The 20,914-nt window shown below is 64.9% G+C and carries 15 protein-coding genes, 2 tRNA genes and 1 pseudogene; 8 read left to right on the forward strand and 10 right to left on the reverse strand.

Annotated elements, in window-relative coordinates; translation table 11 throughout:
- Positions 1-156 precede the first annotated feature (156 nt).
- From B1C78_RS16145 to glgC, 4 genes are all read right to left on the reverse strand, one after another.
- Positions 157-243 (reverse strand) — tRNA-Leu (locus B1C78_RS16145).
- A 128-nt stretch (positions 244-371) separates the two neighbouring features.
- Positions 372-1,862: a 4-alpha-glucanotransferase gene (malQ, locus tag B1C78_RS16150; RefSeq protein WP_077280197.1), complete on the reverse strand. Its 1,491-nt coding sequence runs from the start codon at positions 1,860-1,862 to the stop codon at positions 372-374.
- Positions 1,863-1,892: 30 nt separating this feature from the next.
- A complete protein-coding gene (locus B1C78_RS16155; protein ID WP_077280198.1) occupies positions 1,893-3,623 on the reverse strand; it encodes a glycoside hydrolase family 57 protein in 1,731 nt (576 codons plus the stop codon).
- Entirely contained in the window at positions 3,613-4,878 is a 1,266-nt protein-coding gene (glgC, locus tag B1C78_RS16160; protein ID WP_077280199.1) for a glucose-1-phosphate adenylyltransferase, read from the reverse strand. The genes B1C78_RS16155 and glgC overlap by 11 nt, the downstream gene beginning before the upstream one ends.
- Before the next feature lie 167 nt (positions 4,879-5,045).
- Here glgC and glgB point away from each other — a divergent pair, with 167 nt between their 5' ends.
- The 4 genes from glgB (at position 5,046) to B1C78_RS16180 (ending at position 11,275) form a co-directional block, all read left to right on the forward strand.
- Entirely contained in the window at positions 5,046-7,235 is a 2,190-nt protein-coding gene (gene glgB, locus B1C78_RS16165) for a 1,4-alpha-glucan branching protein GlgB (protein WP_077280200.1), read from the forward strand.
- 98 nt (positions 7,236-7,333) lie between these two features.
- Positions 7,334-7,409: transfer RNA gene (locus B1C78_RS16170), tRNA-Ala, on the forward strand.
- A 294-nt stretch (positions 7,410-7,703) separates the two neighbouring features.
- Positions 7,704-10,271, forward strand: a complete 2,568-nt coding sequence (locus tag B1C78_RS16175) for a putative bifunctional diguanylate cyclase/phosphodiesterase (protein ID WP_245795469.1) — start codon at positions 7,704-7,706, stop codon at positions 10,269-10,271.
- Between the two features lie 140 nt (positions 10,272-10,411).
- Positions 10,412-11,275, forward strand: coding sequence for an HPP family protein (locus B1C78_RS16180; RefSeq protein ID WP_077280210.1), 864 nt, complete (start codon positions 10,412-10,414; stop codon positions 11,273-11,275).
- On the opposite strand, the gene B1C78_RS16185 is transcribed toward B1C78_RS16180, so the two are convergent.
- The 4 genes from B1C78_RS16185 to B1C78_RS16200 are packed head-to-tail and all read right to left on the reverse strand — an operon-like array spanning position 11,264 to position 14,904.
- Positions 11,264-11,914, reverse strand: coding sequence for an ABC-type transport auxiliary lipoprotein family protein (locus B1C78_RS16185; RefSeq protein ID WP_077280201.1), 651 nt, complete (start codon positions 11,912-11,914; stop codon positions 11,264-11,266). The two genes, B1C78_RS16180 and B1C78_RS16185, sit on opposite strands and share 12 nt — an antisense overlap.
- Positions 11,911-12,927 (reverse strand): MlaD family protein, encoded by a 1,017-nt coding sequence (locus tag B1C78_RS16190; protein WP_077280202.1) that lies wholly within the window; start codon positions 12,925-12,927, stop codon positions 11,911-11,913. Before B1C78_RS16190 ends, B1C78_RS16185 begins: the two co-directional genes overlap by 4 nt.
- Before the next feature lie 34 nt (positions 12,928-12,961).
- Complete coding sequence (locus tag B1C78_RS16195) at positions 12,962-13,771, reverse strand: ABC transporter ATP-binding protein (protein ID WP_077280203.1); 810 nt, start codon at positions 13,769-13,771, stop codon at positions 12,962-12,964.
- On the reverse strand, positions 13,771-14,904 hold the full coding sequence (locus B1C78_RS16200; RefSeq protein ID WP_245795470.1) for an ABC transporter permease: 1,134 nt from the start codon (positions 14,902-14,904) through the stop codon (positions 13,771-13,773). Before B1C78_RS16200 ends, B1C78_RS16195 begins: the two co-directional genes overlap by 1 nt.
- A gap of 125 nt (positions 14,905-15,029) precedes the next feature.
- On the opposite strand from B1C78_RS16200, the gene B1C78_RS16205 reads away from it, so the two are divergent.
- The 4 genes from B1C78_RS16205 to B1C78_RS16220 all read left to right on the forward strand — a co-directional run bounded on the left by B1C78_RS16205 (position 15,030) and on the right by B1C78_RS16220 (position 19,912).
- Entirely contained in the window at positions 15,030-15,632 is a 603-nt protein-coding gene (locus B1C78_RS16205) for a GNAT family N-acetyltransferase (protein ID WP_077280204.1), read from the forward strand.
- 176 nt (positions 15,633-15,808) lie between these two features.
- A complete protein-coding gene (locus B1C78_RS16210) occupies positions 15,809-16,753 on the forward strand; it encodes an AAA family ATPase (protein WP_077280205.1) in 945 nt (314 codons plus the stop codon).
- Between the two features lie 211 nt (positions 16,754-16,964).
- Complete coding sequence (locus B1C78_RS16215) at positions 16,965-17,927, forward strand: DUF58 domain-containing protein (RefSeq protein ID WP_077280206.1); 963 nt, start codon at positions 16,965-16,967, stop codon at positions 17,925-17,927.
- Between the two features lie 17 nt (positions 17,928-17,944).
- Complete coding sequence (locus B1C78_RS16220) at positions 17,945-19,912, forward strand: transglutaminase TgpA family protein (RefSeq protein WP_245795471.1); 1,968 nt, start codon at positions 17,945-17,947, stop codon at positions 19,910-19,912.
- A 233-nt stretch (positions 19,913-20,145) separates the two neighbouring features.
- Here the strand turns inward: B1C78_RS16220 and iscU are convergent, their stop codons facing one another.
- Together iscU and B1C78_RS16230 are read right to left on the reverse strand one after the other, a co-directional pair.
- Positions 20,146-20,553, reverse strand: coding sequence for a Fe-S cluster assembly scaffold IscU (gene iscU / locus B1C78_RS16225; RefSeq protein ID WP_077280208.1), 408 nt, complete (start codon positions 20,551-20,553; stop codon positions 20,146-20,148).
- Positions 20,554-20,650: 97 nt separating this feature from the next.
- Positions 20,651-20,914, reverse strand: a pseudogene (locus B1C78_RS16230) (IscS subfamily cysteine desulfurase); the annotation flags it as partial.

Genomic DNA, 20,914 nt, shown 5'->3' on the forward strand with positions numbered 1-20,914 from the left:
CTTCGCTCCTTCCCGAGAGCCTCCCACGCTTTACCTGTGAACAACCTGTTGGGGTAACACAGCTAGGCCAGGAGGCGGCACGACAAATGCCCCGACACAGGGGCTGCGATCGCCCACCCCTTGCCACTTGAGACTTGCCACTTGCCCCTGCAGTTATGGTGCCGGGAGCGAGAATCGAACTCGCACTCTGTTGCCAGAACCGGATTTTGAATCCGGCGCGTCTACCAGTTCCGCCATCCCGGCAGCGGACGCATAGTCTAAAGGAAAGACCCTTTGAAGTGGGAAGGGTGAATTGGGAAGTGAGAATTGAAGGCTCTCATTCCCACTTCCCAATTCACACTTCCCACTTCTGCTTTCCCAATTCACACTTCCTACTTCTTTCGTCCATACGTCTCCACCATCTCCCGCACCCGCGCCTCGAGGCCCTCTTCGAACTGGTCCCAGGTGAAACGCCAGGTCCAGTTGCCCTCGGTGGTGCCGGGCACGTTCATGCGGTGGCGGCTGTCCAGACCCAGGAGGTCCTGGAGCGGCACCACGGCCAGGCGCGCCACGGATGCCAGTGCGCTGCGCACCAGGGGCCAGGGCATGGGATCGGAAGGGTTCCCGAGGTACTTCAGCACACGGGTCTGCAGTGCCTTGTCACAGGCATTGAACCAGCCCAGGGTGGTGTCGTTGTCGTGGGTGCCGGTGTAGACGACGCAGTTGGATTCATGGGCGTGGGGCAGATAGGGATTGTCCGGGCCACCCTCGAAGGCGAATTGCAGGATCTTCATGCCCGGCAGGGCGTAGCGGTCGCGCAGGGCCTCCACCTCCGGCGTGATGACGCCCAGATCCTCGGCCACCAGCGGCAGCTCGCCGAAGCGGTGCTGCAACGCGCGAAACAGTGCATCGCCGGGCGCCTGCACCCAGTGGCCGTTGACGGCGGTGGGTTCATCGGCGGGAATGGACCAGAAGGCCTCGAATCCCCGGAAATGATCGATGCGGATGAGGTCCACCAGCTCGAGCTGCGCCGCGATGCGCTCGATCCACCACTGGAATCCGTCCGATGCCATGCGTGACCAGTCGTAGTGAGGGTTGCCCCAGCGCTGGCCCGTCTCGGAAAAATAATCCGGGGGAACACCGGCCACGCAGCGCGGCTGCCCGGTGTCGTCAAGATCGAACAGGTGACGGCGGGCCCACACCTCAGCGCTGTCATGGGCCACGAAGATGGGCATGTCGCCGAACAGCCCTATGCCCTTGGCGAGGGCTGCGTCCCTCAGTTCGGCCCACTGGCGGTAGAAGACATATTGGTCGAACCGGTATTGCTGCAGGACCTCATGCAGGCGATTGCGGACGCGTTTAAGCGCTCCGGTATGGCGGTCCCTCAGGTCAGGCTCCCACTCCCACCAGGGACGCCCCCGGTGCTCCTGTTTCAGCGCCAGGTAGAGAGCGTAGTCCTCCAGCCAGTGGCCATGCTGCTGTACGAAATCGTGGTAGTCCTCGCGATCCGCGTCGCCCGCCACGGCCAGGAATCCCTGTCGGGCCAGGCGCAGCAGCTCGCAATGAAAGGGATTTCGCCGCTCGCTCTCCGGCTGCACCGCCTCCAGCCAGCCCCACTGCACCAGGGCACGCTGGCAGATCAGGTCGATGTTGCCCGCATTGACGGACATACATTGGTAGGGGGAACCGCCCTCGTGGGGTTGCGACAGGGGCAACATCTGCCAGACGCTCATCCCGCTCGCCTCGAGAAAATCCAGGAAACGATGCGCGTCCGGCCCCAGCGTCCCGGCTTGACCGGGCCCCGGCAGCGAGGTGGGATGCAGGAGCACGCCCGCACGACGTTCATGCAACGGCGAACGGGTCTCAGGGGTGTGTCCGGTCACGCATCCTCCTTCGGTTCCGGGTGTCGGGCATCAGTCCTGCCCGGCGCTGCCGTGGCGCATGGTGCCGCCGGCGGCGGGATGCCCACTGCCATGGGCAAGCACCTGGCCCAGGGCCTCGGGCGCAGGTTCGTCCATCAGGCCGTACAGTACGCTCAGGTGATGGCGGTAAAGGGCCTCGAAATCACCGACCACGTCGGCCGGGTTGTAGTCCCCGAACCACCAGCACCAGTCGGAACCCTCGCAAATGGCCAGTTGTTCCAGGGCCTGCTCAAGGCGTTCCCCGCCCAGCCTGCCTTCGCGGATCAATTCGTCCAGGCGCTGTTTGGCCTGCACCAGCAACGCCCAGCCGCGGTTCTTGTCCTCATCCCCGATCCACGTGGAGAAACTGCCGTACACCCAACTGCCCGCGACGATGCGGGACAGCTGCGGGGGCCGGGACAGCTCGTCCACACATTCGGCAAAGGTGCACAGGCGGATACCCGGGTGCGCCGCCAGGCGCCGATAGAGCGACGTAAGAAAATGGTATCCGTTGGCGGGGTAGTACTCCCAGGCGTTCTCGCCGTCCAGAATCACGGACACCACCGTGTCCGGTGACGCCCCGGCCGCAATGTTCTCCAGGTGGTGAATGAATTCGCCGACCGCATCATCGGAATGCCAGTCCGCATAGCGGAATCCGATGGCGTCGGACAGGCCGTCATCCCGGAAAAAGCACAGTGTATCCGCCCCCTCAAGGCGATACGGCCGATGCAGCCAGGTGCGTTCACCGTTCTCGTCCAGCTCGCCCGCCTCGCGCAGGCTGTTCACCAGCACGTTCTCGCCGCTGGCCGTCCAGCGCATGCCGTGCTCCGCCAGCAGACGCACGGTGGCCGTGCTGATCCCCCCCTCGGAGGGCCAGCAGCCCGCCGGCCGGTGCCCGAAATAATGCTCGAAGGTCTCCAGCCCCCGTTGCAGGTGCCAGCGCACCCGTTCCTCGCCCCCCGGATAGCCCCGCACATCGGGCAGCAGCGCGTCCGGGACCGCCTCTCTGGCCACCTGGAGATCCAGCAGCAGCGGCATGATGGGATGGGCATACGGGCTGAACGCCAGTTCCACCCGGCCCGCCTCGGCCAGGCGGCGGTACCTGGGCAGCAGTCCGTCCAGAAGCCCGCCGATGATGCCAAGCAGTTCAAGCCGGTCCCCCCGGCTGAACCCCTGTCCCTTGTCCAGGAGCGCCTGGACCCGCTTGTTCCGACGCCGGACGGTCTCGCCCAGCCAGGCCAGGTGATACCAGGTCACCAGGTCGGCAAAGAATGCCTCGGACTGGTAACGAAAACCCGCCGGCTGATCCCGCAGCCAGCGCACCATCTGTGCCAACACGTGAAAGTGCGGATACGCTTCGATCAGATGCGACTCGTTGGCCCGCAGACAGGCTTCCGCCAGACGCCGACGATCGGCGATGTCCTCGGGCATGCGTTCGGCCGCAAGCGTGGCCAGCAGGGGATCCCGGATTTCCTGGCCCCCCTGCAGGTATTCGCGCACCTGCTGGGCGTAGTCGTCGATCTGCTCAAGCAGCACGGGGGCGAAATTGACCACCGCTTTGGCGTCGGGCGCATCCTCCAGATGCGCGACCATGTCCTCGTAATCCTTGATGGCATGCAGGTAGGTCCACGGGAGCCGGTAGCTGCGATTGACCACGTCCCGGTACTGCGGCTGGTGCATGTGCCAGCACAGCACGACCCGAAGCGGTTTCTGCGCCGCGCGGGGTGTCCTGTCAGCGCACATAGCGTGCGCCGGTACCCAGCATCTCCGGAGTGACCACCACCACGCCGCCGGGCGAGACATAGAAACGCCGTGCGTCCTCCTGGGGGTCCTCGCCGATCACCGTGCCTTCAGGGATGCGGCAGCCCTTGTCGATCACTGCCCGGGTGATCCGGCAGTAACGGCCCACTTCCACGTTGGGGAGCACGACGCTGTCCTGAATCTCCGCGTAGGAATTCACCACCACGTTGGAGAACAGCAGGGAATGGCGCACGGTCGCGCCCGATATGATGCAGCCGCCGGAGACCATGGAGTCCACCGCCATGCCGCGGCGGTCCGCATCGTCGAACACGAACTTGGCCGGCGGCAGCTGTTCCTGGTAGGTCCAGATGGGCCAGTCCATGTCGTATAGGTTGAGTTCCGGGGTGACCCCGATCAGTTCCAGGTTGGATTCCCAGTAGGCGTCGATGGTCCCCACATCCCGCCAGTAGGCCTGGCTGCCGGTCTGCGTGTCCCGGAACGGGTAGGCCATGACCCGGTAGCGCTCGATGGCCGCGGGAATGATGTCCTTGCCGAAGTCGCGGTTGGAGCCCGGGGTGTCGGCGTCCTTGATCAGCTGCTCGAACAGGAACTGCGTGTTGAAGACGTAGATCCCCATGGAGGCCAGCGCCCGATCCGGGTTCCCCGGCATCGGTTCGGGCTGGTCCGGCTTTTCGGCGAAGCGGTGCACGCGCCCGTCCACATCCACGGCCATTACCCCGAAGGAACGCGCGGTATCCAGTCCCACTTCCAGGCAGCCCACGGTCATGTCCGCGCCGCTCTCCACGTGATAGGCGATCATGTCGCCGTAATCCATCTTGTAGATATGATCGCCGGCCAGGATCAGTACGTAGCCCGGTGCGTGATCGCGAATGATGTCCAGGTTCTGATACACGGCATCGGCGGTCCCCTCGTACCAGGAGGTCTCGATGCGCTGCTGCGCCGGCAACAGCTCGATGAACTCGCCGAACTCGCCGCGCAGAAAACCCCAGCCGCGCTGGATGTGCTGGATCAGGGAATGAGCCTTGTACTGCGTCAGCACCCCGACCTGCCGGATGCCGGAGTTGATGCAATTGGACAGCGGGAAATCGATAATGCGGAACTTTCCACCGAAGGGCACCGCCGGCTTGGCGCGCCACATGGTCAGCTGCTTGAGGCGTGAACCGCGGCCACCCGCGAGGATCAACGCCAGGGTATCTCGTGTGATACGACTGACGAAGCGTTGCGATTGTGCTTTCATAGCCGTTGAAGGGTCCTTGCGGTGCCCCGGAACGCTGCCGGGGAAGGCATGATAAGCTGCCGGTCATCACCGGCGTTGTCGGCCCGCACACGCACGTTCATCATGTACGTCCCTCATTTCCATTTTATTACATTTGCCATCTGTCGAAAGGGGTCCGCGGAGAGATCATGTCATTGTCGACGAAAAACGTGAACTCATCGGAGCTCGACAGGATCCTCAATGCCCGTCACCACGACCCCTTCTCGGTGCTGGGCTGTCACGAGCACGGCGATCATCACGTCATACATGCCTGCCTGCCCCGGGCGGTCGAGGCCTGGGTCGTCGATGCGGGCGATGCCCCCATGGTCCGTATCGGCAAGACCGCCCTGTTTCGCTGGCAGGGGGCGTCGCCACCACCGCGCCGGTACCGGATCCGCTGGACCGACGGCCACGGCCACGAGCAGGTGGCCTACGATCCGTATGCCTTCCCCGCGCAGATTGCCGACTTCGATATCCATCTGTTCAACGAGGGGCGCCACTGGCATGCCTACCGCATACTGGGCGCCAGAATGCATACGGTGGAAGGCATCGAGGGCACGCTGTTCGGCGTGTGGGCCCCGGGGGCCGAGCGGGTCAGCGTGGTGGGTGACTTCAACGCCTGGGACGGCCGCGCCCACCCCATGCGGGTGCGCGGCGGCAGCGGCGTGTGGGAGCTCTTCATACCGGGCCTGGAGGCCGGTTGCCTCTACAAGTACGAGATCCGCAACCGTGAGACCGGCGAAGTCATGGTCAAGACCGACCCCTACGGTCGGCAATTCGAACTGCGCCCCCGCACCGCCGGCGTCATCCCCGCGGAAACCGATTACCCCTGGCACGACGAGGACTGGCTGCAGGCCCGCCACGGCGAACACTGGCTGCACCGCCCCATGTCCATCTACGAGGTGCACCTGGGTTCCTGGCGCCGTGGGCCGGAAGGGGAGTTTGTCGGCTATCGGGAGCAGGCACATGCCCTTGTGGACTACGTCAGGCGACTGGGGTTCACGCACATCGAGCTGCTGCCCGTCACGGAGCATCCCTTCGACGCGTCCTGGGGTTATCAGACCACGGGCTACTACGCCCCGACCAGCCGCTTCGGCACCCCGGACGATTTCCGCTACTTTGTGGATCACTGCCATGCCAACGGCATCGGTGTCCTTCTCGACTGGGCGCCCGGGCATTTCCCGAAGGATCGCCACGCCCTGGCCCGCTTCGACGGCACGGCGCTGTATGAACACGAGGACCCCCGCAAGGGTGAGCATCGGGACTGGGGCACGCTGATCTTCAATTACGGGCGCAACGAGGTGCGCAACTTCCTGATCTCCAGTGCCCTGTACTGGGTGGAGGAGTTTCACATCGACGGCCTGCGCGTGGACGCGGTGGCCTCCATGCTCTACCTGGATTACTCGCGTGAAGCCGGGGACTGGGTGCCCAACCGGTATGGCGGCAACGAGAACCTGGAGGCCATCGATTTCATCCGGGAACTCAACAGCGTGGTCCAGGGCCAGCACCCGGGGACGTTGATCATCGCCGAGGAATCCACCGCGTGGCCCCAGGTCACCCGGCCCACCTGGCTCGGCGGCCTGGGCTTCGCCATGAAGTGGAACATGGGCTGGATGCACGACACCCTGGAATACTTCACGAAGGATCCCATCCACCGTCACTACCACCACGACCAGCTCACCTTCGGGCTGCTGTATGCCTTCTCGGAGAACTTCGTCCTGCCCTTCTCCCATGACGAAGTCGTGCACGGCAAGCGCAGCCTGCTCTACCGGATGCCCGGGGACGAATGGCAACGGTTCGCCAACCTGCGCCTGCTCTACACCTACATGTGGGCCTACCCGGGCAAGAAGCTCCTGTTCATGGGCTGTGAGTTCGGCCAGGGGGACGAATGGGACGCCGCGGGACAACTGGACTGGTACGTGCTGGATTATCCCCTGCACCAGGGCGTGCAGACCCTCGTGGGGGATCTCAACAGGCTGTACCGGGACGTGCCCGCGCTTCACCACCTGGATTTCGAGTGGGCGGGTTTCGAGTGGGTGGACTGTCACGACTCGGCACAGTCCGTACTGAGTTTCCTGCGCAGGCACGGCGACGACGAGGTGCTGGTCGTCCTTAACTTCACCCCCGTACCCCGCGACGGCTATCGCCTGGGCGTGCCGCATCGCGGCACCTACCAGGTCGTGCTCAACTCGGATTCCCATCATTACGGCGGCAGCAACGTCGGCATCGCCTCGGCCGAGAGCGAGGATATCCCCTGGATGGGGCACCCCCACTCCATTGTGCTGACCCTGCCCCCGCTGGCCGGATTGATACTGAGACGAGAGGTGCCGTCGCCCTGACATCACGCGGCGACGACCGGCCCCACTCGCGTGTTGCACCAAGGCGGCCGGCGGCTTCGTGCAACTTCCTGAACAAACGATTACAATACCGCGCTCATGGGGCGGTAGCTCAGTTGGGAGAGCGCAGCAATCGCACTGCTGAGGTCGTGGGTTCGACTCCCATCCGCTCCACCATTCTTCCCTCCTTTTCCCCGGCCGCATGCCGCCGCTCAGGCGGTTGATCCACGTCAGGGACCCGCGTCCGGGTCACCCAGCCGTTCGTCTCCAAAAATCGACCTTTCGTCGAGCCAGCCACCCTGCGGCAAGGGTGCGACCTGATACTGCCCCGAGCGCCTCCGGCTTGGCGTCCCCTGGTACCGCATACACGGAACCACCTCGGGAGCACAACCGTGGCCATCACATAACAAGAACGAAATTGAGGAGTCCGGGGAGGAGTCCCGCGCGGCATGCGCGGCGACAGCAACCACCATGTCCAATGCCGGGGAACACAAGGGAAATCTGCCGCGCCTGAGCACAGTGTATCTGCTGCTGGCGGCGGTCATGGCGACGGTGTTTCTGGTGGTCGCCTTTACAGCCAGTCATCTGACAAATACGGCGGTGAAAGAGAACGTCCGGTCAGCGACCCTCAGCGAACGCACACGTGCCGCCATCACTGATATCCGCAGCGCATTGCGGGTCGTGGACAACACCCTGAACTCCACGTTGCTGGTCCCGCAGCCGGAACACGAGGTAACGATCCACCGCCAGCTGACCCTGATCGAGGAACGGATTCAGTTGATCATGGACGATCCGGCCATTCGGCACCTGGGGCTGGAGGCGCAACTGGACACACTGGAGAAGTCCATCGGTGTGCTGGTCTTTCACCTGAACGACCTCATCCAAAAGCGCGAAGATCCTGCCTGGGTCTATCCGTTGCTCACCTACCTGACTGATCATCTCCTGGCACCTCACGTGGCCTTCGAGACAGCAGCGGACCAGGCATTGCGTGAGATCGCGGCAAGGGACGGGCGCCCCTACGCATCGGAACTCTATGGAGCATTCGATGAAGTCCGCGATCTGTGGCGACGCATGGTCCTCAACTTCAGGGCCGGCATGATCCGTTTTGCCGGACTCGATGAAAGAGGTCTCGACGCTCAGGACAGCAACGTCGACGTGCTGCTTCCGCTCATTGAGGCCCGGCTCGATCGCCTTGAGGAACGCAAGCAGGCCGGGGAACTCGGTTTTGAGGCGGAAGCCGCCCTTCACGAGATGCAGCAGGCCGCCATTGAGTGGAAGGGCCACTGGCGCACGATCGGAGGACTCCACGCCACCGCGGTGTGGCGCGCGGACCTCGAATACATGACAGATCACATTCTGCCCGCTCAGGAACGCGTGTTCTCCAGCCTCGGCGCCCTCGAATCGACCCTGCATGACTGGTCGTCGAGCAACACCGCTGCACTTCAGGACGTCGCCCACCGCACCACCTACCAGCTCTGGGGACTGGCCCTGCTGGGTCTCGGCTTCATGGCAGTCACCTTCGTGGTGATGCGGCGTTCGGTGCTGGAGCCGCTGCGACAGATCGCCGAGTCACTGGCGCGACATGATGATCGACGCCTGCCCGAGAACACGCTGGCGCGCAGCCAGGAGGTCCAGCAACTGGTCAAGGCCTTCAACGACCTGCAGCAGCAGGTCCAGGTCCGCACCAGAGCCCTGGAACATCAGGCCCTGCACGACGCCCTCACGGGCCTGCCGAACCGCGTGCTGCTCAACGACCGCCTTGAACAGGCCATCAGCCACATGCGGCGCACCGGGGGATCGATGGCTGTGCTCCTGCTGGACCTTGACCGCTTCAAGGAGGTGAACGACGCCCTCGGCCATCCGGTGGGGGATCGTCTGCTCCAGGAGGTCGCGCTCCGTCTGCAGGGTTCGCTGCGATCCACCGACACCGTGGCCCGACTGGGCGGCGATGAGTTCGCCATTCTCGCCCGGGACACGGACGAGCTGGGCGCCCGGGAGTTCGCGGCGAAGATCAGGCAGGCGATCAGCGGCGTATTCGTCATCGACCACCAGAACGTATACGTGGGCACAAGCATCGGCATCGCCCTGTATCCGGATCACGGCGAGGATGCCAGTACGCTCATGCGCCGGGCCGACATCGCCATGTATGTGGCGAAAGAACAAAGCGATGGACTGGCCCTGTACCACCCGGACAGCGACGACCACACGGCGGACCGGCTCGCATTGGTGGGCGACCTGCACGCGGAACTGCGCGACCCGCGGCACCTCTACCTTCACTACCAGCCGATGATCCGCCTGCCCCAGGGATCGCCTGCCGGTGTCGAGGCCCTCCTCAGGTGGCATCACCCCACCCACGGCCCGGTGGCTCCGGACCATCTGATCCGCATGGCCGAACACACGGGCCTGATCGGCCCGCTCACCTACTGGGTGCTGGAAAACGCCATCAGTGAGTTCATCCGCATCGACGAGGCCCACAGGCATACCCACCTGTCCGTCAACCTGTCGGCGTGGAACCTGCAGGACCCGAATCTTCCCCAGGCCGTGAGCAGCGCACTGGAGAAGACCGGGTTCCCGCCCGAGCGCCTGACGCTGGAGATCACCGAGAGCGCCATGATGAGCGATCCGGTGAATGCACGGCAGATCCTGGAACTGTTGAGTGTCATGGGCGTTCGGCTGGCGGTGGACGATTTCGGCACCGGCTTCTCGTCACTGGGTTATCTCAAGCTCCTGCCGGTCAACGTGCTGAAGATCGACCGTTCCTTCGTCATGGACATGCTGGAGAGCGAGAACGACGCGATCATCGTCCGCTCCACCATTGACCTGGCCCACAACCTGGGCTTCCGGGTGGTGGCGGAAGGGGTGGAGAACGGCGAGGTACTCGCGCTGCTCGGTGCGTTGGGTTGCGATTTTGCACAGGGTTACTACATCTCCCGGCCCGGCAATATCGATGCGGTCTCTCAATGGCTGGATCGCTACCTGGAGGATGACTGGCGTGACCGGCTGGTGGTGCCCGGGCTGAGGGTCCTGGGCAGCACCTGACACACCCCGGGTGCCGACGAAAAACGGTGGCCCGTGGCCAGACTGACCCATTTCCTGTATTTTTTGCACACCATTTCACACCACTCGCGCCCGTGGAGTATCGCGGTCCCGATCCCGAGTCACAGACTGGTCATTCCTTGGTGTCGCGCAAGCCGTCATTCGTCACACGCATCCGCCACTTCGCCTCCGCCACGAACGCCGTGGGATGGACCGAGGTGGCGGTGGCCACGGCCAGCGCAACACTGGCCATTCTGCTGGTGTACTGGACCAGCGTCCGGCTTCTCGAAGGCGTCGCCGCCATGTTCATGCTGGCCTCCATGGGCGCATCCGCCATCCTGTTGTTTGCCCTGCCCCATGGCGCCCTGTCGCAACCCTGGCCGCTGTTCGGCGGACACATGATCGCCGCCCTGGTGGGCGTCACCTGCGCCGTACTGGTTCCGCAACCGGCGCTCGCCGCGGCGCTCGCCGTCGGCCTGACCGTCGGCTGCATGCACCTGCTGCGCTGTGTGCACCCGCCCGGCGGTGCAACGGCACTCACCGCCGTCCTGGGGGGGCCCACCGTGTACGGACTCGGGTATCTCTTCGTTCTGACGCCCCTGCTGCTCAACCTGGTGCTGTTGTTCGTGATGGCCGTGCTGATTAACTACCCGTTTCCCTGGCGGCGCTACCCGGCCGCGCTGGCCTACCCGCATCACGAGCATCCGCGGGAACGGGACGGTCCCACGGAGGAGGATGTTGAATGGGCCATGGAACAGATGAACGTGGTCGTCGACGTGACCGCCGAGGAACTCCACGAGATCGCCCGGCGGGCCATGGAACACGCGAGGCAGAATGCCGCAGAGCGCATCACCCTCAGCCTGGGCCCAAGAGTCGTTCAGGCCGATAAGGGCAAGGGCTGGGTCCTGCGGGAGCTGAGCGATTCGCGCAACGATGAGCAGAGGGGCACGGTACGTCTCAGCCTCGTGAAGCGCCGGGACACCGACGACGGCGAATCAGGAGTCTGATCCCGATTCAGCGAGCACCCGCTCCAGCGTCTCCTCCAGCGCCCGTAACGCCTCGGCCAGTGCCTTCTCCATGGCTTCCACTCGAGCCTCTGCCCCGGTCCCGGTGACGATCCGACTGGCCGAGGCCCGGGTGCTCGTCACGCTCACACGACCCGCATCTGTGCGTCTGCTCAGGTGTGCATCCAACACCACCTCGGCCGTGTGCCGCCGGGCATCACGCAGATCCCAGTACAGTGCGGCGGCGGAGAGATCGAGCCGGTAATCCGCGCTGCCCGCCAACGCCGGGGGCACCAACCCACCAAACGCCGCACTGCCGGAGAACCAGGTGGCTGCCGCGCCGGCCACCTGATCCCTGGGGCTGGTGAACCACTGGTTGTAGAAGTCACCCTGGTAGCGCCTGTCATCGATTCGGTAGACGAAGCTGCGATGCTCGAACTCGGGTGCCACCCGCACCGGCCCCAGCGTCAGCGTGGGCCCGCCTTCGCGGGTCTCGTGTCCCGCGACACGTTCCACATCCATGACAAAACGCTGCCTCTCCAGCGCCGGCCTCTGCAGGTCCACGCCCACGGTACAGGCACTCACCAGCATGATCAGGAACGGCGTGGCCACGAGCCCAAGAGCGTGCCGGGTCGCGCTCATGGTGCGCCCTCCCCGTCCTCGACGCGCGGCGGCGGCGGACTGCCCAGGAACACGCCGGGATACAGGGCCGCATCCTCCGTCAGGGCACGGAGCTGATCCGACATGACGCGCAGATTGTCGAGGATGGTGACGAAATCGTGCTCATGACCCTGCAGTGTCGTCTCCAAGCCCCTGGCCGTACGTTCCACGCTGCGCACGGCGCTATCCAGGTTGTCCAGCGTCTCGTCGAACCTCGGACTTTCCGACAGCGCGCGAAGATTGACGGCCGCCGTCCCCAGATCCTCCGGGACCTGCGCAAGCGCAGGTGCAGACAGCACACGGTCCAGGCGTTCGGCCGAGGTGCGGAACTCCCCGAGCAGGGCGATGGTTTCCTCATTGATGCGCGCCACGTCGAGGGCCCTGGTCATCGCTTCCAGGTTCTCCAGAACACGCTGCATGGAATCCACCACGCCTTCCATATCCAGTGCGTCCAGGCGGCGCCCGACACGCTCGGCGTACTCGATGAACTGCGTCACGGTACCGGGGGCCGACGGCACGTAGATATGCTCCGGCTCCCACCGGATCTCGATGGGAGCCCGCAGGGCGGGATCCATGAAATCCAGTTCCAGGAAGAAGATGCCCGTCACGCCCTGCGGGCTGAGGCGAACGCGCAGGCCCCGGTCCACCAGCGCCTGCACCACCTCGGGCGTCGGGACGCGATCGCCGGTACCGAGACGGTCGACGCGAATGGTGGCGTCCACCATCACGTATTGATGCCGCTCCACCGGAGGCACGTCCAGTTCATAGCGTGCGTGGGTGAATCCGATTCCCGTCACCTCGCCGATGGTCACGCCGCGAAGCTTGACCGGCGCACCCACGTCCAGGCCCTGAACCGACCCGTCGAAGTACGTCTCCATCATCACGGTGGGGCGAAACAGGTTGCCCACACCAAGCACCACGAGCAGCAGCACGCCGGTCGCCACTGCGCCAATGATGAACAGACCGAGTCTGAAGTAACCGCTTCGGGTCTTCATGGTTTTACGGGCTGCGGGAACAAAGGCCGATCCTTCATGCGGCCTCCGACGGCTCCCGGTTGAAGAAACGCCTCACCGCCGGATGCCCGGCATGTTGACGCAGCCAGTCGGGCGCCCCCTCACCGATGATGCCCCGGCTTTCGCGATCCAGCATGATGACCCGATCGGCGATGGCGTCCACGCTCGCCAGTTCGTGGCTGACCACCACGAAGGTCATTCCGAGCGTACCGGACAGGCGAAGGATCAGTTGGTCCAGATCGGCCGCGGTTACCGGGTCCAGACCGGCAGAGGGCTCGTCCAGAAACAGGACCATGGGATCCAGCGCCATGGCACGGGCAATGGCCGCCCGTTTCTGCATGCCGCCCGAAAGCTCGGCCGGCAGGTGATGCTCGTATCCCGACAACCCCACCAGGCGCAGCTTCATGCGCGCCACCAGCGCCCGGGCATCCGGAGCGAGTGCCGTGCTCGCCTCCAGCGGCAGACAGATATTTTCCAGGAGGGACATGGACCCGAACAAGGCGCCCGATTGGAAGGCGACGCCGATCTTTCGCAGCAGGGTCTGGCGGGCCTCACCCTGCACGGTGGTGATGTCCTGACCGTCGATCAGGATGCGACCCGACATGGGGACCCGCAGACCGATCATGTGCTTCAGGAGCGTGCTCTTGCCGCACCCTGATCCACCGAGAATGACGAAGACCTCGCCGCGCTGCACGTCGAAGTTCAGGTGCTCCAGCAGGGGCACGTCATCGAAACCCAGGGTGAGATCCTCCACCCGGATCACGGTATCCGGACCGCCCTGTTGCGGTGTGGCCCCGTTCAGGCTGTCGCTGGCAGGCGAATCCATCAGATCCCCAGGTGGAAGTACACCACGGCGAACACACCGTCCGCCACGACGATGAGAATGATAGCACTCACCACGGCACGGGTCGTGGAGCGGCCCACCGCGGCCGCCCCGCTGCGCGTCTCCAGGCCCCGCAGACAACCCACCCCGGCGACCAGCAATCCGAATACCGCGGCCTTGAACAGGCCGCCAAACAGGTCGCTCGGAGAGACCGCGCTGGTGACCTGGTGGAAGTAGGTCACCAGCGGCACGTCGAAGGTCAGCATCACCAACCCACCGCCCACAAGGCCCACCATGTTGGCCACCACCGTGAGCAGGGGCATGACCACCACCGCTGCAAGCACCCGCGTGACAACAAGAAAGCGCACCGGATCGAGGCCCATGGTCTTGAGTGCGCTGATCTCCTCGTTGACCTTCATGGTGCCGATCTCGGCCGCAAACGCCGCCGCCGAACGGCCCGCCAGGAGAATGGCGGTCATGAGCGGGCCGAGTTCGCGCAAAAGCGACAACGCAACCAGATTGGCCACGAAGATCTCGGCGCCGAACTGGCGCATGGCCACGGCCGACTGAAACGCGAGGATCACGCCCATGAGAAAGGCGATCAGAATGACGATGGGCAGTGCGTTGGCACCCGCCTCCTGGGCGATATCCAGTGCATCACGCCAGCGCACGCGACGCGGATGGCGCAGTGCAGCCGCCAGCGCGGCGGCCGCCTCGCCCAGGAAGGCAATCTGCTCATAAAGACTGTGCCCAAGGTCATGCACGCCCTCCGCGAGACGCTCGCGAAGACGCCTTGATCGCGGTAATGCCGCATCCGCGCCGGCAGGGAAGTCGCCTGAGCGAAACGGCGCCAGCATGCGCATGACCGGCTCGGGCGTATCGCCCAGGCTCACGCCCGCCTGCGGCCCTCGCGGTTGGCGAAGCAGATCCACGATCAGTGCGACGCCCGCGCCATCGCAATACTCCACCGCGGTGGTGTCAATGCGAACGGGCTGCTCCGCGCGAGACCTCAGCCCGCGCAGCGCATCCTCCCAGACCCGGGAGGCGGTCTCGGCATCGAGACGCCCGGCCAGGCGCAGCAGGACCGGGCCCGTCGCGTTGTCCTCCCAGTTCAAGTGCGCGTACGATGCGGCCAAGGTGGATGCTCTGCGATCAGGTTAACGAGTACGTCGTTCATGGAGGGCAACCGGTCGATGGGCCCGTCGCCAAAGTTGCCACACTTGCCCGCGCTTTTCACTCGGCCCCGGGAGTCTGCGAGACCATGACCCAACCACTGTCGGTGAAACGGTTCACGGGATCCGGGGTCGATGCGTGGATTCCTGAACTCGCAAGACTGCGCATCGAAGTGTTCCGGGCGTTTCCCTACCTCTACGACGGCGACCCGGACTACGAGGAACGCTACCTCCGCACCTACACGCAGTCGGCCGACAGCGTCATCGTGCTGGTGTTCGATGCAGAGCGCATCGTGGGGGCGTCCACCGGACTGCCCCTGGCAGACGAAACCGACAACGTCATTGCCCCGTTTCGTGAACGGCACATGGATATTCAACGCATCTTCTACTTCGGGGAATCGGTGCTGTTGCCCGGGTACCGGGGACGCGGGCTGGGCGTGCGCTTCTTCGATGAGCGCGAAGACCACGCCCGGGCCCTGGGGCGATTCGACTACACCTGCTTCTGCGCCGTGGACCGGCCCCGCAACCATCCCCGCAGACCCGAAGGATATCGCTCACTCGACGACTTCTGGAGAAAACGGGGGTACGCGCCGGTGCCGGAACTCAAGGCGCAGTTTTCCTGGCAGGATCTGGACGAGGACCGGGAGACGTCCAAGGAGATGACCTTCTGGATGAAGCGACTGGCGCCTTGACCCGGATGGTGTTTTTCCATGTCGATTGCAGGGTTGTGCACTCTCGTGCGGTTTGCCGCGATCCCCCCCCACTGGTATCTTCAAGCAAGCCCGCATATCTCACCGGGCGGACACCGGCTGGCACGCAACAGGCGGAAACATATGGGGAATACGTTGAAGCGGAGGCCGGATTGCCCATGTCCCTCACCCCGTTGACCCAAGCTTCCCGCAACACCACGCTGCAACAGATCCTGGACCAGGTGGGCGGGGTGATCCTGGGCAAGCCCCACCCCATTCGGCTGGCCCTGGCGTGCCTGCTGGCCCGCGGACATCTGCTCATCGAGGATCAACCAGGCGTGGGCAAGACCACGCTGGCCCATGCACTGGCGAAAAGCGTCGGGCTCCAGTTCCAGCGCATCCAGTTCACCAGTGATCTGTTGCCCGCCGACATCCTCGGCGTATCGGTCTTCGAGGGGGCCGGCAAGGGATTCGAGTTCCACCCGGGACCGGTATTCACCCAGATGCTGCTGGCCGACGAGATCAACCGGGCGCCGCCGAAATCTCAAAGCGCCCTGCTGGAGGCGATGGAAGAGCAGCAGGTCACCGTTGAAGGTACCACGCGTCCCCTGCCCGATCCCTTCTTCGTGATCGCCACCCAGAACCCCCGAGAGCAGGCCGGCACGTTTCCCCTCCCGGAATCCCAGCTGGACCGGTTTCTCATGCGCATCCGGCTCGGCTATCCCGACGCACAGGCCGAACGCGCCCTGCTTCAGGGCAGGGACAGGCGAGACCTCATTGCCGAATTGCCCGCGCACCTGAGCCCAGAGGCCCTGGCGCGTCTCCAGGACGAGGTCGCACGGCTGCACATCTCGGAAGCCCTGGTGGACTACCTGCAGCGCCTCATCGCCCGCACCCGGGATCCGCATCACTACGCGCGGGGCCTTTCGCCACGCGCCGCACTGGGCCTGCTGGCCGCCGCCCGCGCCTGGGCCGCGCTGGACGGACGCGAACACGTGATCCCGGAAGACATCCAGGCCGTGCTGCCTTCGGTCACCGGTCACCGACTGGCCCCCGCCGAAGGCACCCCCGGCAACCCCGACCAGCTCACCCGCGAACTCATCGAGGCGGTGGCGATTCCTTGAATACGCGTTTGTCTTACCACGAAGCTCACGAAGAAAGGCAAAGGCATTTTCTCTCGCGAAGCCGCAAAGCACGCAAAGTAATACTCTTCATTTGTTCTACAGGTCTTCTTAGCGTGCTTCGCGTCTTTGCGAGAGAAGATCTTTTTCCTTCTTTCTTCGTGTTCTTCGTGAGCTTCGTGGTTCAGGAAAAACGAATTTACCTGTCAACGCCATGAAACTCAGCGCGCAGATTCTGGAACCCGCCGTACGCTGGCTGACGCGGCGTGAACATCCGGCGGGGCGGGAGGTGACGCTGCACCGGCGGCGCATCTATATCGTGCCCACGCGCGCAGGTTACGTGTATGCGCTGATGCTTGTCATCATGCTGGTGGGAGCCTTCAACTACAGCAACAGCATGGCCTTCATGCTCACATTCCTGCTGGCCGGACTGGGCGCCAACAGTATCTGGCACACGCATCGCAATCTCCTCGGCCTGCGGGTCAGCCGCATGCCGCTCGAACCGGTGTTCGCGGGAGAACAGGCGCTGTGCCGCTATCGCATCGAGAATCCGAGCCACGTGCCGCGCCGGGCCCTGTTGCTGATCCGGGGTGACATCGCCTCGGAACCAGTCGCCGTGATGGACCGAAGCAACACCATTGCACACATCAGCCTGCCTGCCCGCCGGCGAGGCCGACTGCGCCCGGGCAGATTCACACTGGCGACCACGTACCCCCTGGGCCTGTTCCAGGCGTGGTCGTGGATCGAGTTCGACGAAGCCGTCACCGTCTACCCGGCGCCCCTGTCCACACGGGCGGAGACCGCCGGTCCCGGTGACGATTCACGGGAATTCCCGCCATTGGTGCGGGCAGGCGGGGAGTTCGCCGGCCTGCGCGAGTATCAGCCCGGCGACTCCCTGCGGCACCTGGACTGGAAGGCGCTGGCCCGCACCGGGGACCTCTATACCCGGGAATTCGAGGAGCAGCAGGGCCGGGATCTCTGGCTGGATTGGGACAGCCTGCCCGCCGCGGACACGGAGACCCGCCTGTCAATGCTGTGCTTTCTGGTGCTGCGGGCGGACGCGCAACGGGCACGCTACGGCCTGCGCTTGCCCGGGCTGGTCTGCCAGCCCGCCCTGGGGCCGGAGCACCGTCATCGCTGCCTCACTGCACTGGCCCTGTTCGGGCAGTCCGCATGACCACGGCGGCACCCGTCTTGTCGGACAGAGTCGGCCTGGCGCCCCTGGGCTGGCTCACCCTCGCCCTCACCGTGCTGCTGGCGCCCCATGCCCTGAACCAGCCTGCCTGGGTGGTGGCCCTCGCCCTGCTCTCCGTGGGATGGCGCTACATGGCTGCAAGGCAGGGCCTTCGCCTGCCCGGACGCTGGTTGCTGGCGCTCACGGCACTGGCTGCCACGGTCGGCGTCGTCGCCACGCACGGCACCCTGCTGGGGCGCGATGCGGGGGTCTCGCTGCTGCTGGTGATGACCGGCCTCAAGATGCTGGAGAGCCGCACCCCGAGGGATGCCATGCTCACGGTGTTCCTCGGCTATTTCGTGGTGGTCACGCATTTCCTCTACAGCCAGGAAATCCCCGTGGTCCTTTACCTGGCCGCTGCCATGGTGCTGACCACCATGGCCCTGATCCGGCTCAATGCGGTGGGGCCGCCACCGACACTTCGTGAACACGCCGGCCTTGCCGGGTTGATGCTCGTGCAGGCCATCCCCGTCATGGTGATCCTGTTCCTGCTCTTCCCGCGGCTACCCGGCCCCCTCTGGGGCATGCCCCAGGACGAACCCGCCGCCCGCACCGGACTGTCCGACAGCATGTCGCCGGGTTCCATCAGCGAACTGCTCCAGTCCAACGCACCGGCCCTGCGCGCCACCTTCCCCGATGGCCCCCCGCCGGCGCCGCTGCGCTACTGGCGAGGCCCTGTGTTCAGTGCGTACGACGGGCGCACCTGGAGACCCCTTCCGGACTTCCCGTACAGCCCCGATCCGGAACCGCCCCTGGCGCCGGGGACATTGACCTATTCGGTCATGCTGGAACCCCATCACAACCGATGGCTGCTGGCGCTGGACCGGCCGGCATCGGTGCCCGCCGGGGCGCGGCTCAACCCCGACTACGTGCTGAGCACCCGGCGTCCGGTACACCGGCTGGAGACATACAACCTCACCTCCGCGCCGGCCGCGCCACTCGAATCCGAACTGAATCCCCAACGCCGCGAGCAGAACCTGCAGTTGCCCGGCGGTGCGGCGCCCCGGGCCCGCGCGCTGGCCGAGGCGTGGCTGGCGGAAACCGACGCGCCGAGTGAGGTCGTCCAGCGCGCGCTGGAGTTCTTCAATCGTGAACCGTTTCGCTACACACTCTCCCCCCCGCGGCTGGATCGGGACCCGGTGGACCAGTTCCTGTTCGAATCCCGCGCCGGATTCTGCGAACACTACGCGGGCAGTTTCGTGTTTCTCATGCGGGCCGCCGGCATTCCCGCCCGGGTGGTGACGGGGTACCAGGGCGGGGAATGGAACCGCGCCGGCGGCTACCTGCTCGTGCGCCAGTCCGATGCCCATGCCTGGGCGGAGGTCTGGCTGGAGGGTCAGGGCTGGGTGCGTGTGGATCCGACGGCCGCCGTGGCACCGGAACGCATCGAACAGGGCATTCATGCCGCGCTGAGCGGCGACGCCAATGTGCCGGCCTTCCTGCGCCGTGGCGAGGGCCTCGGCATGATCATGACGCTGCGCTTTCAATGGGACTACTGGCGCGACGTGACCGCCTACTACTGGAACGGCTGGGTGCTGGGATTCGGACCGGACCGTCAGCGTGAGTTTCTGGAGAGGTTGGGCCTGGGACACCTGGACTGGCGGGGCGTCGTGGGCCTCATGGTGGGCCTGCTGCTGGCGGTGGCGATGGTGTTCGGACTCGCGTTCCTGTGGCGCAACCGCCGCCCGCAGCGCGATCCCCTGGCACGCATGTATCGACGCTTTGCGCGGCGCATGGCCCGCGTCGGCATTGCACCGCACCCCCACGAGGGGCCCCGCGATTTCGCGCACCGGGTCGCCCGGGAGCGCCCCGACCTGCGCGACGCCGTCACGCGCTTCACCCGCACCTACGAGGCCCTGCGCTACGGCCCCGACCCCGATCCCGACCAGTTCAAGGCCCTGCGCCTGCACCTGCGCGAACTGTCGTAGCCTTTTTGATCATGAAGTCGGATAGCCAAGAGAGCGAACCGCGAAGGGCGCGAAGGTATGCGCGAAGGACGCAAAGGGAAGTCATCTGGAAAAATCCTTCGCGACCTTCGCGCATACCTTCGCGTCCCTCGCGGTTGGCTTTTCGGGCCTTCAGCTGCCCACGCGCAGATCCCTCATAAAAAAAGTGGCAAGGAAATCCCTTGCCACTTGAGACTTGCCACTTGCCACTGGTTTCAAGCGATCTTTCGTTCGCTCTCCTCGTCGCCCGACTTCTTCCTGAAGTCCGAGATGGCCGCCTTGATGGCGTCCTCGGCAAGCACCGAACAGTGTATCTTCACCGGCGGCAGCGCCAGCTCCTCGGCAATCTGCGTGTTCTTGATCTCCGAGGCCTCATCCAGCGTCTTGCCCTTCACCCACTCCGTGAGCAGGCTCGAACTGGCAATCGCCGAGCCGCACCCGTAGGTCTTGAACTTGGCATCCTCGATCACGCCCTGCTCATTGACCCTGATCTGCAGCTTCATCACGTCTCCACAGGCCGGCGCTCCCACCATGCCCGTGCCCACACTCGGGTCCGCCTTGTCCAGCGCTCCCACATTGCGCGGGTTCTCGTAATGGTCCAGTACCTTGTCGCTGTATGCCATACCGTTACCTCCTTGAATTCAGGGAAAAGGTACAAGGGCAAAGGGAAAAGGGAAAAGGGTTCAAACCCCTTGTACCTTGTATCTTGTATCTGCCGTATCAATGCGCCACCCACTCCACACTCTTGAGATCCACCCCCTCCTGGTACATCTCCCACAGCGGCGAGAGCTCGCGAAGCTTGGCCACCGCGCCCTTGACCAGCTCCACCGTGTAGTCCACCTCCTCCACCGTGGTGTAGCGACCCAGCGTGAAGCGGATCGAGCTGTGCGCCAGCTCGTCATCGCGGCCCAGCGCCCGCAGTACGTAGCTCGGCTCAAGGCTTGCGCTGGTGCACGCCGAGCCTGAGCTCACCGCAATGCCCTT

It is taken from the genome of Thioalkalivibrio denitrificans, from assembly GCF_002000365.1.
Classification (GTDB): domain Bacteria; phylum Pseudomonadota; class Gammaproteobacteria; order Ectothiorhodospirales; family Ectothiorhodospiraceae; genus Thioalkalivibrio_A; species Thioalkalivibrio_A denitrificans.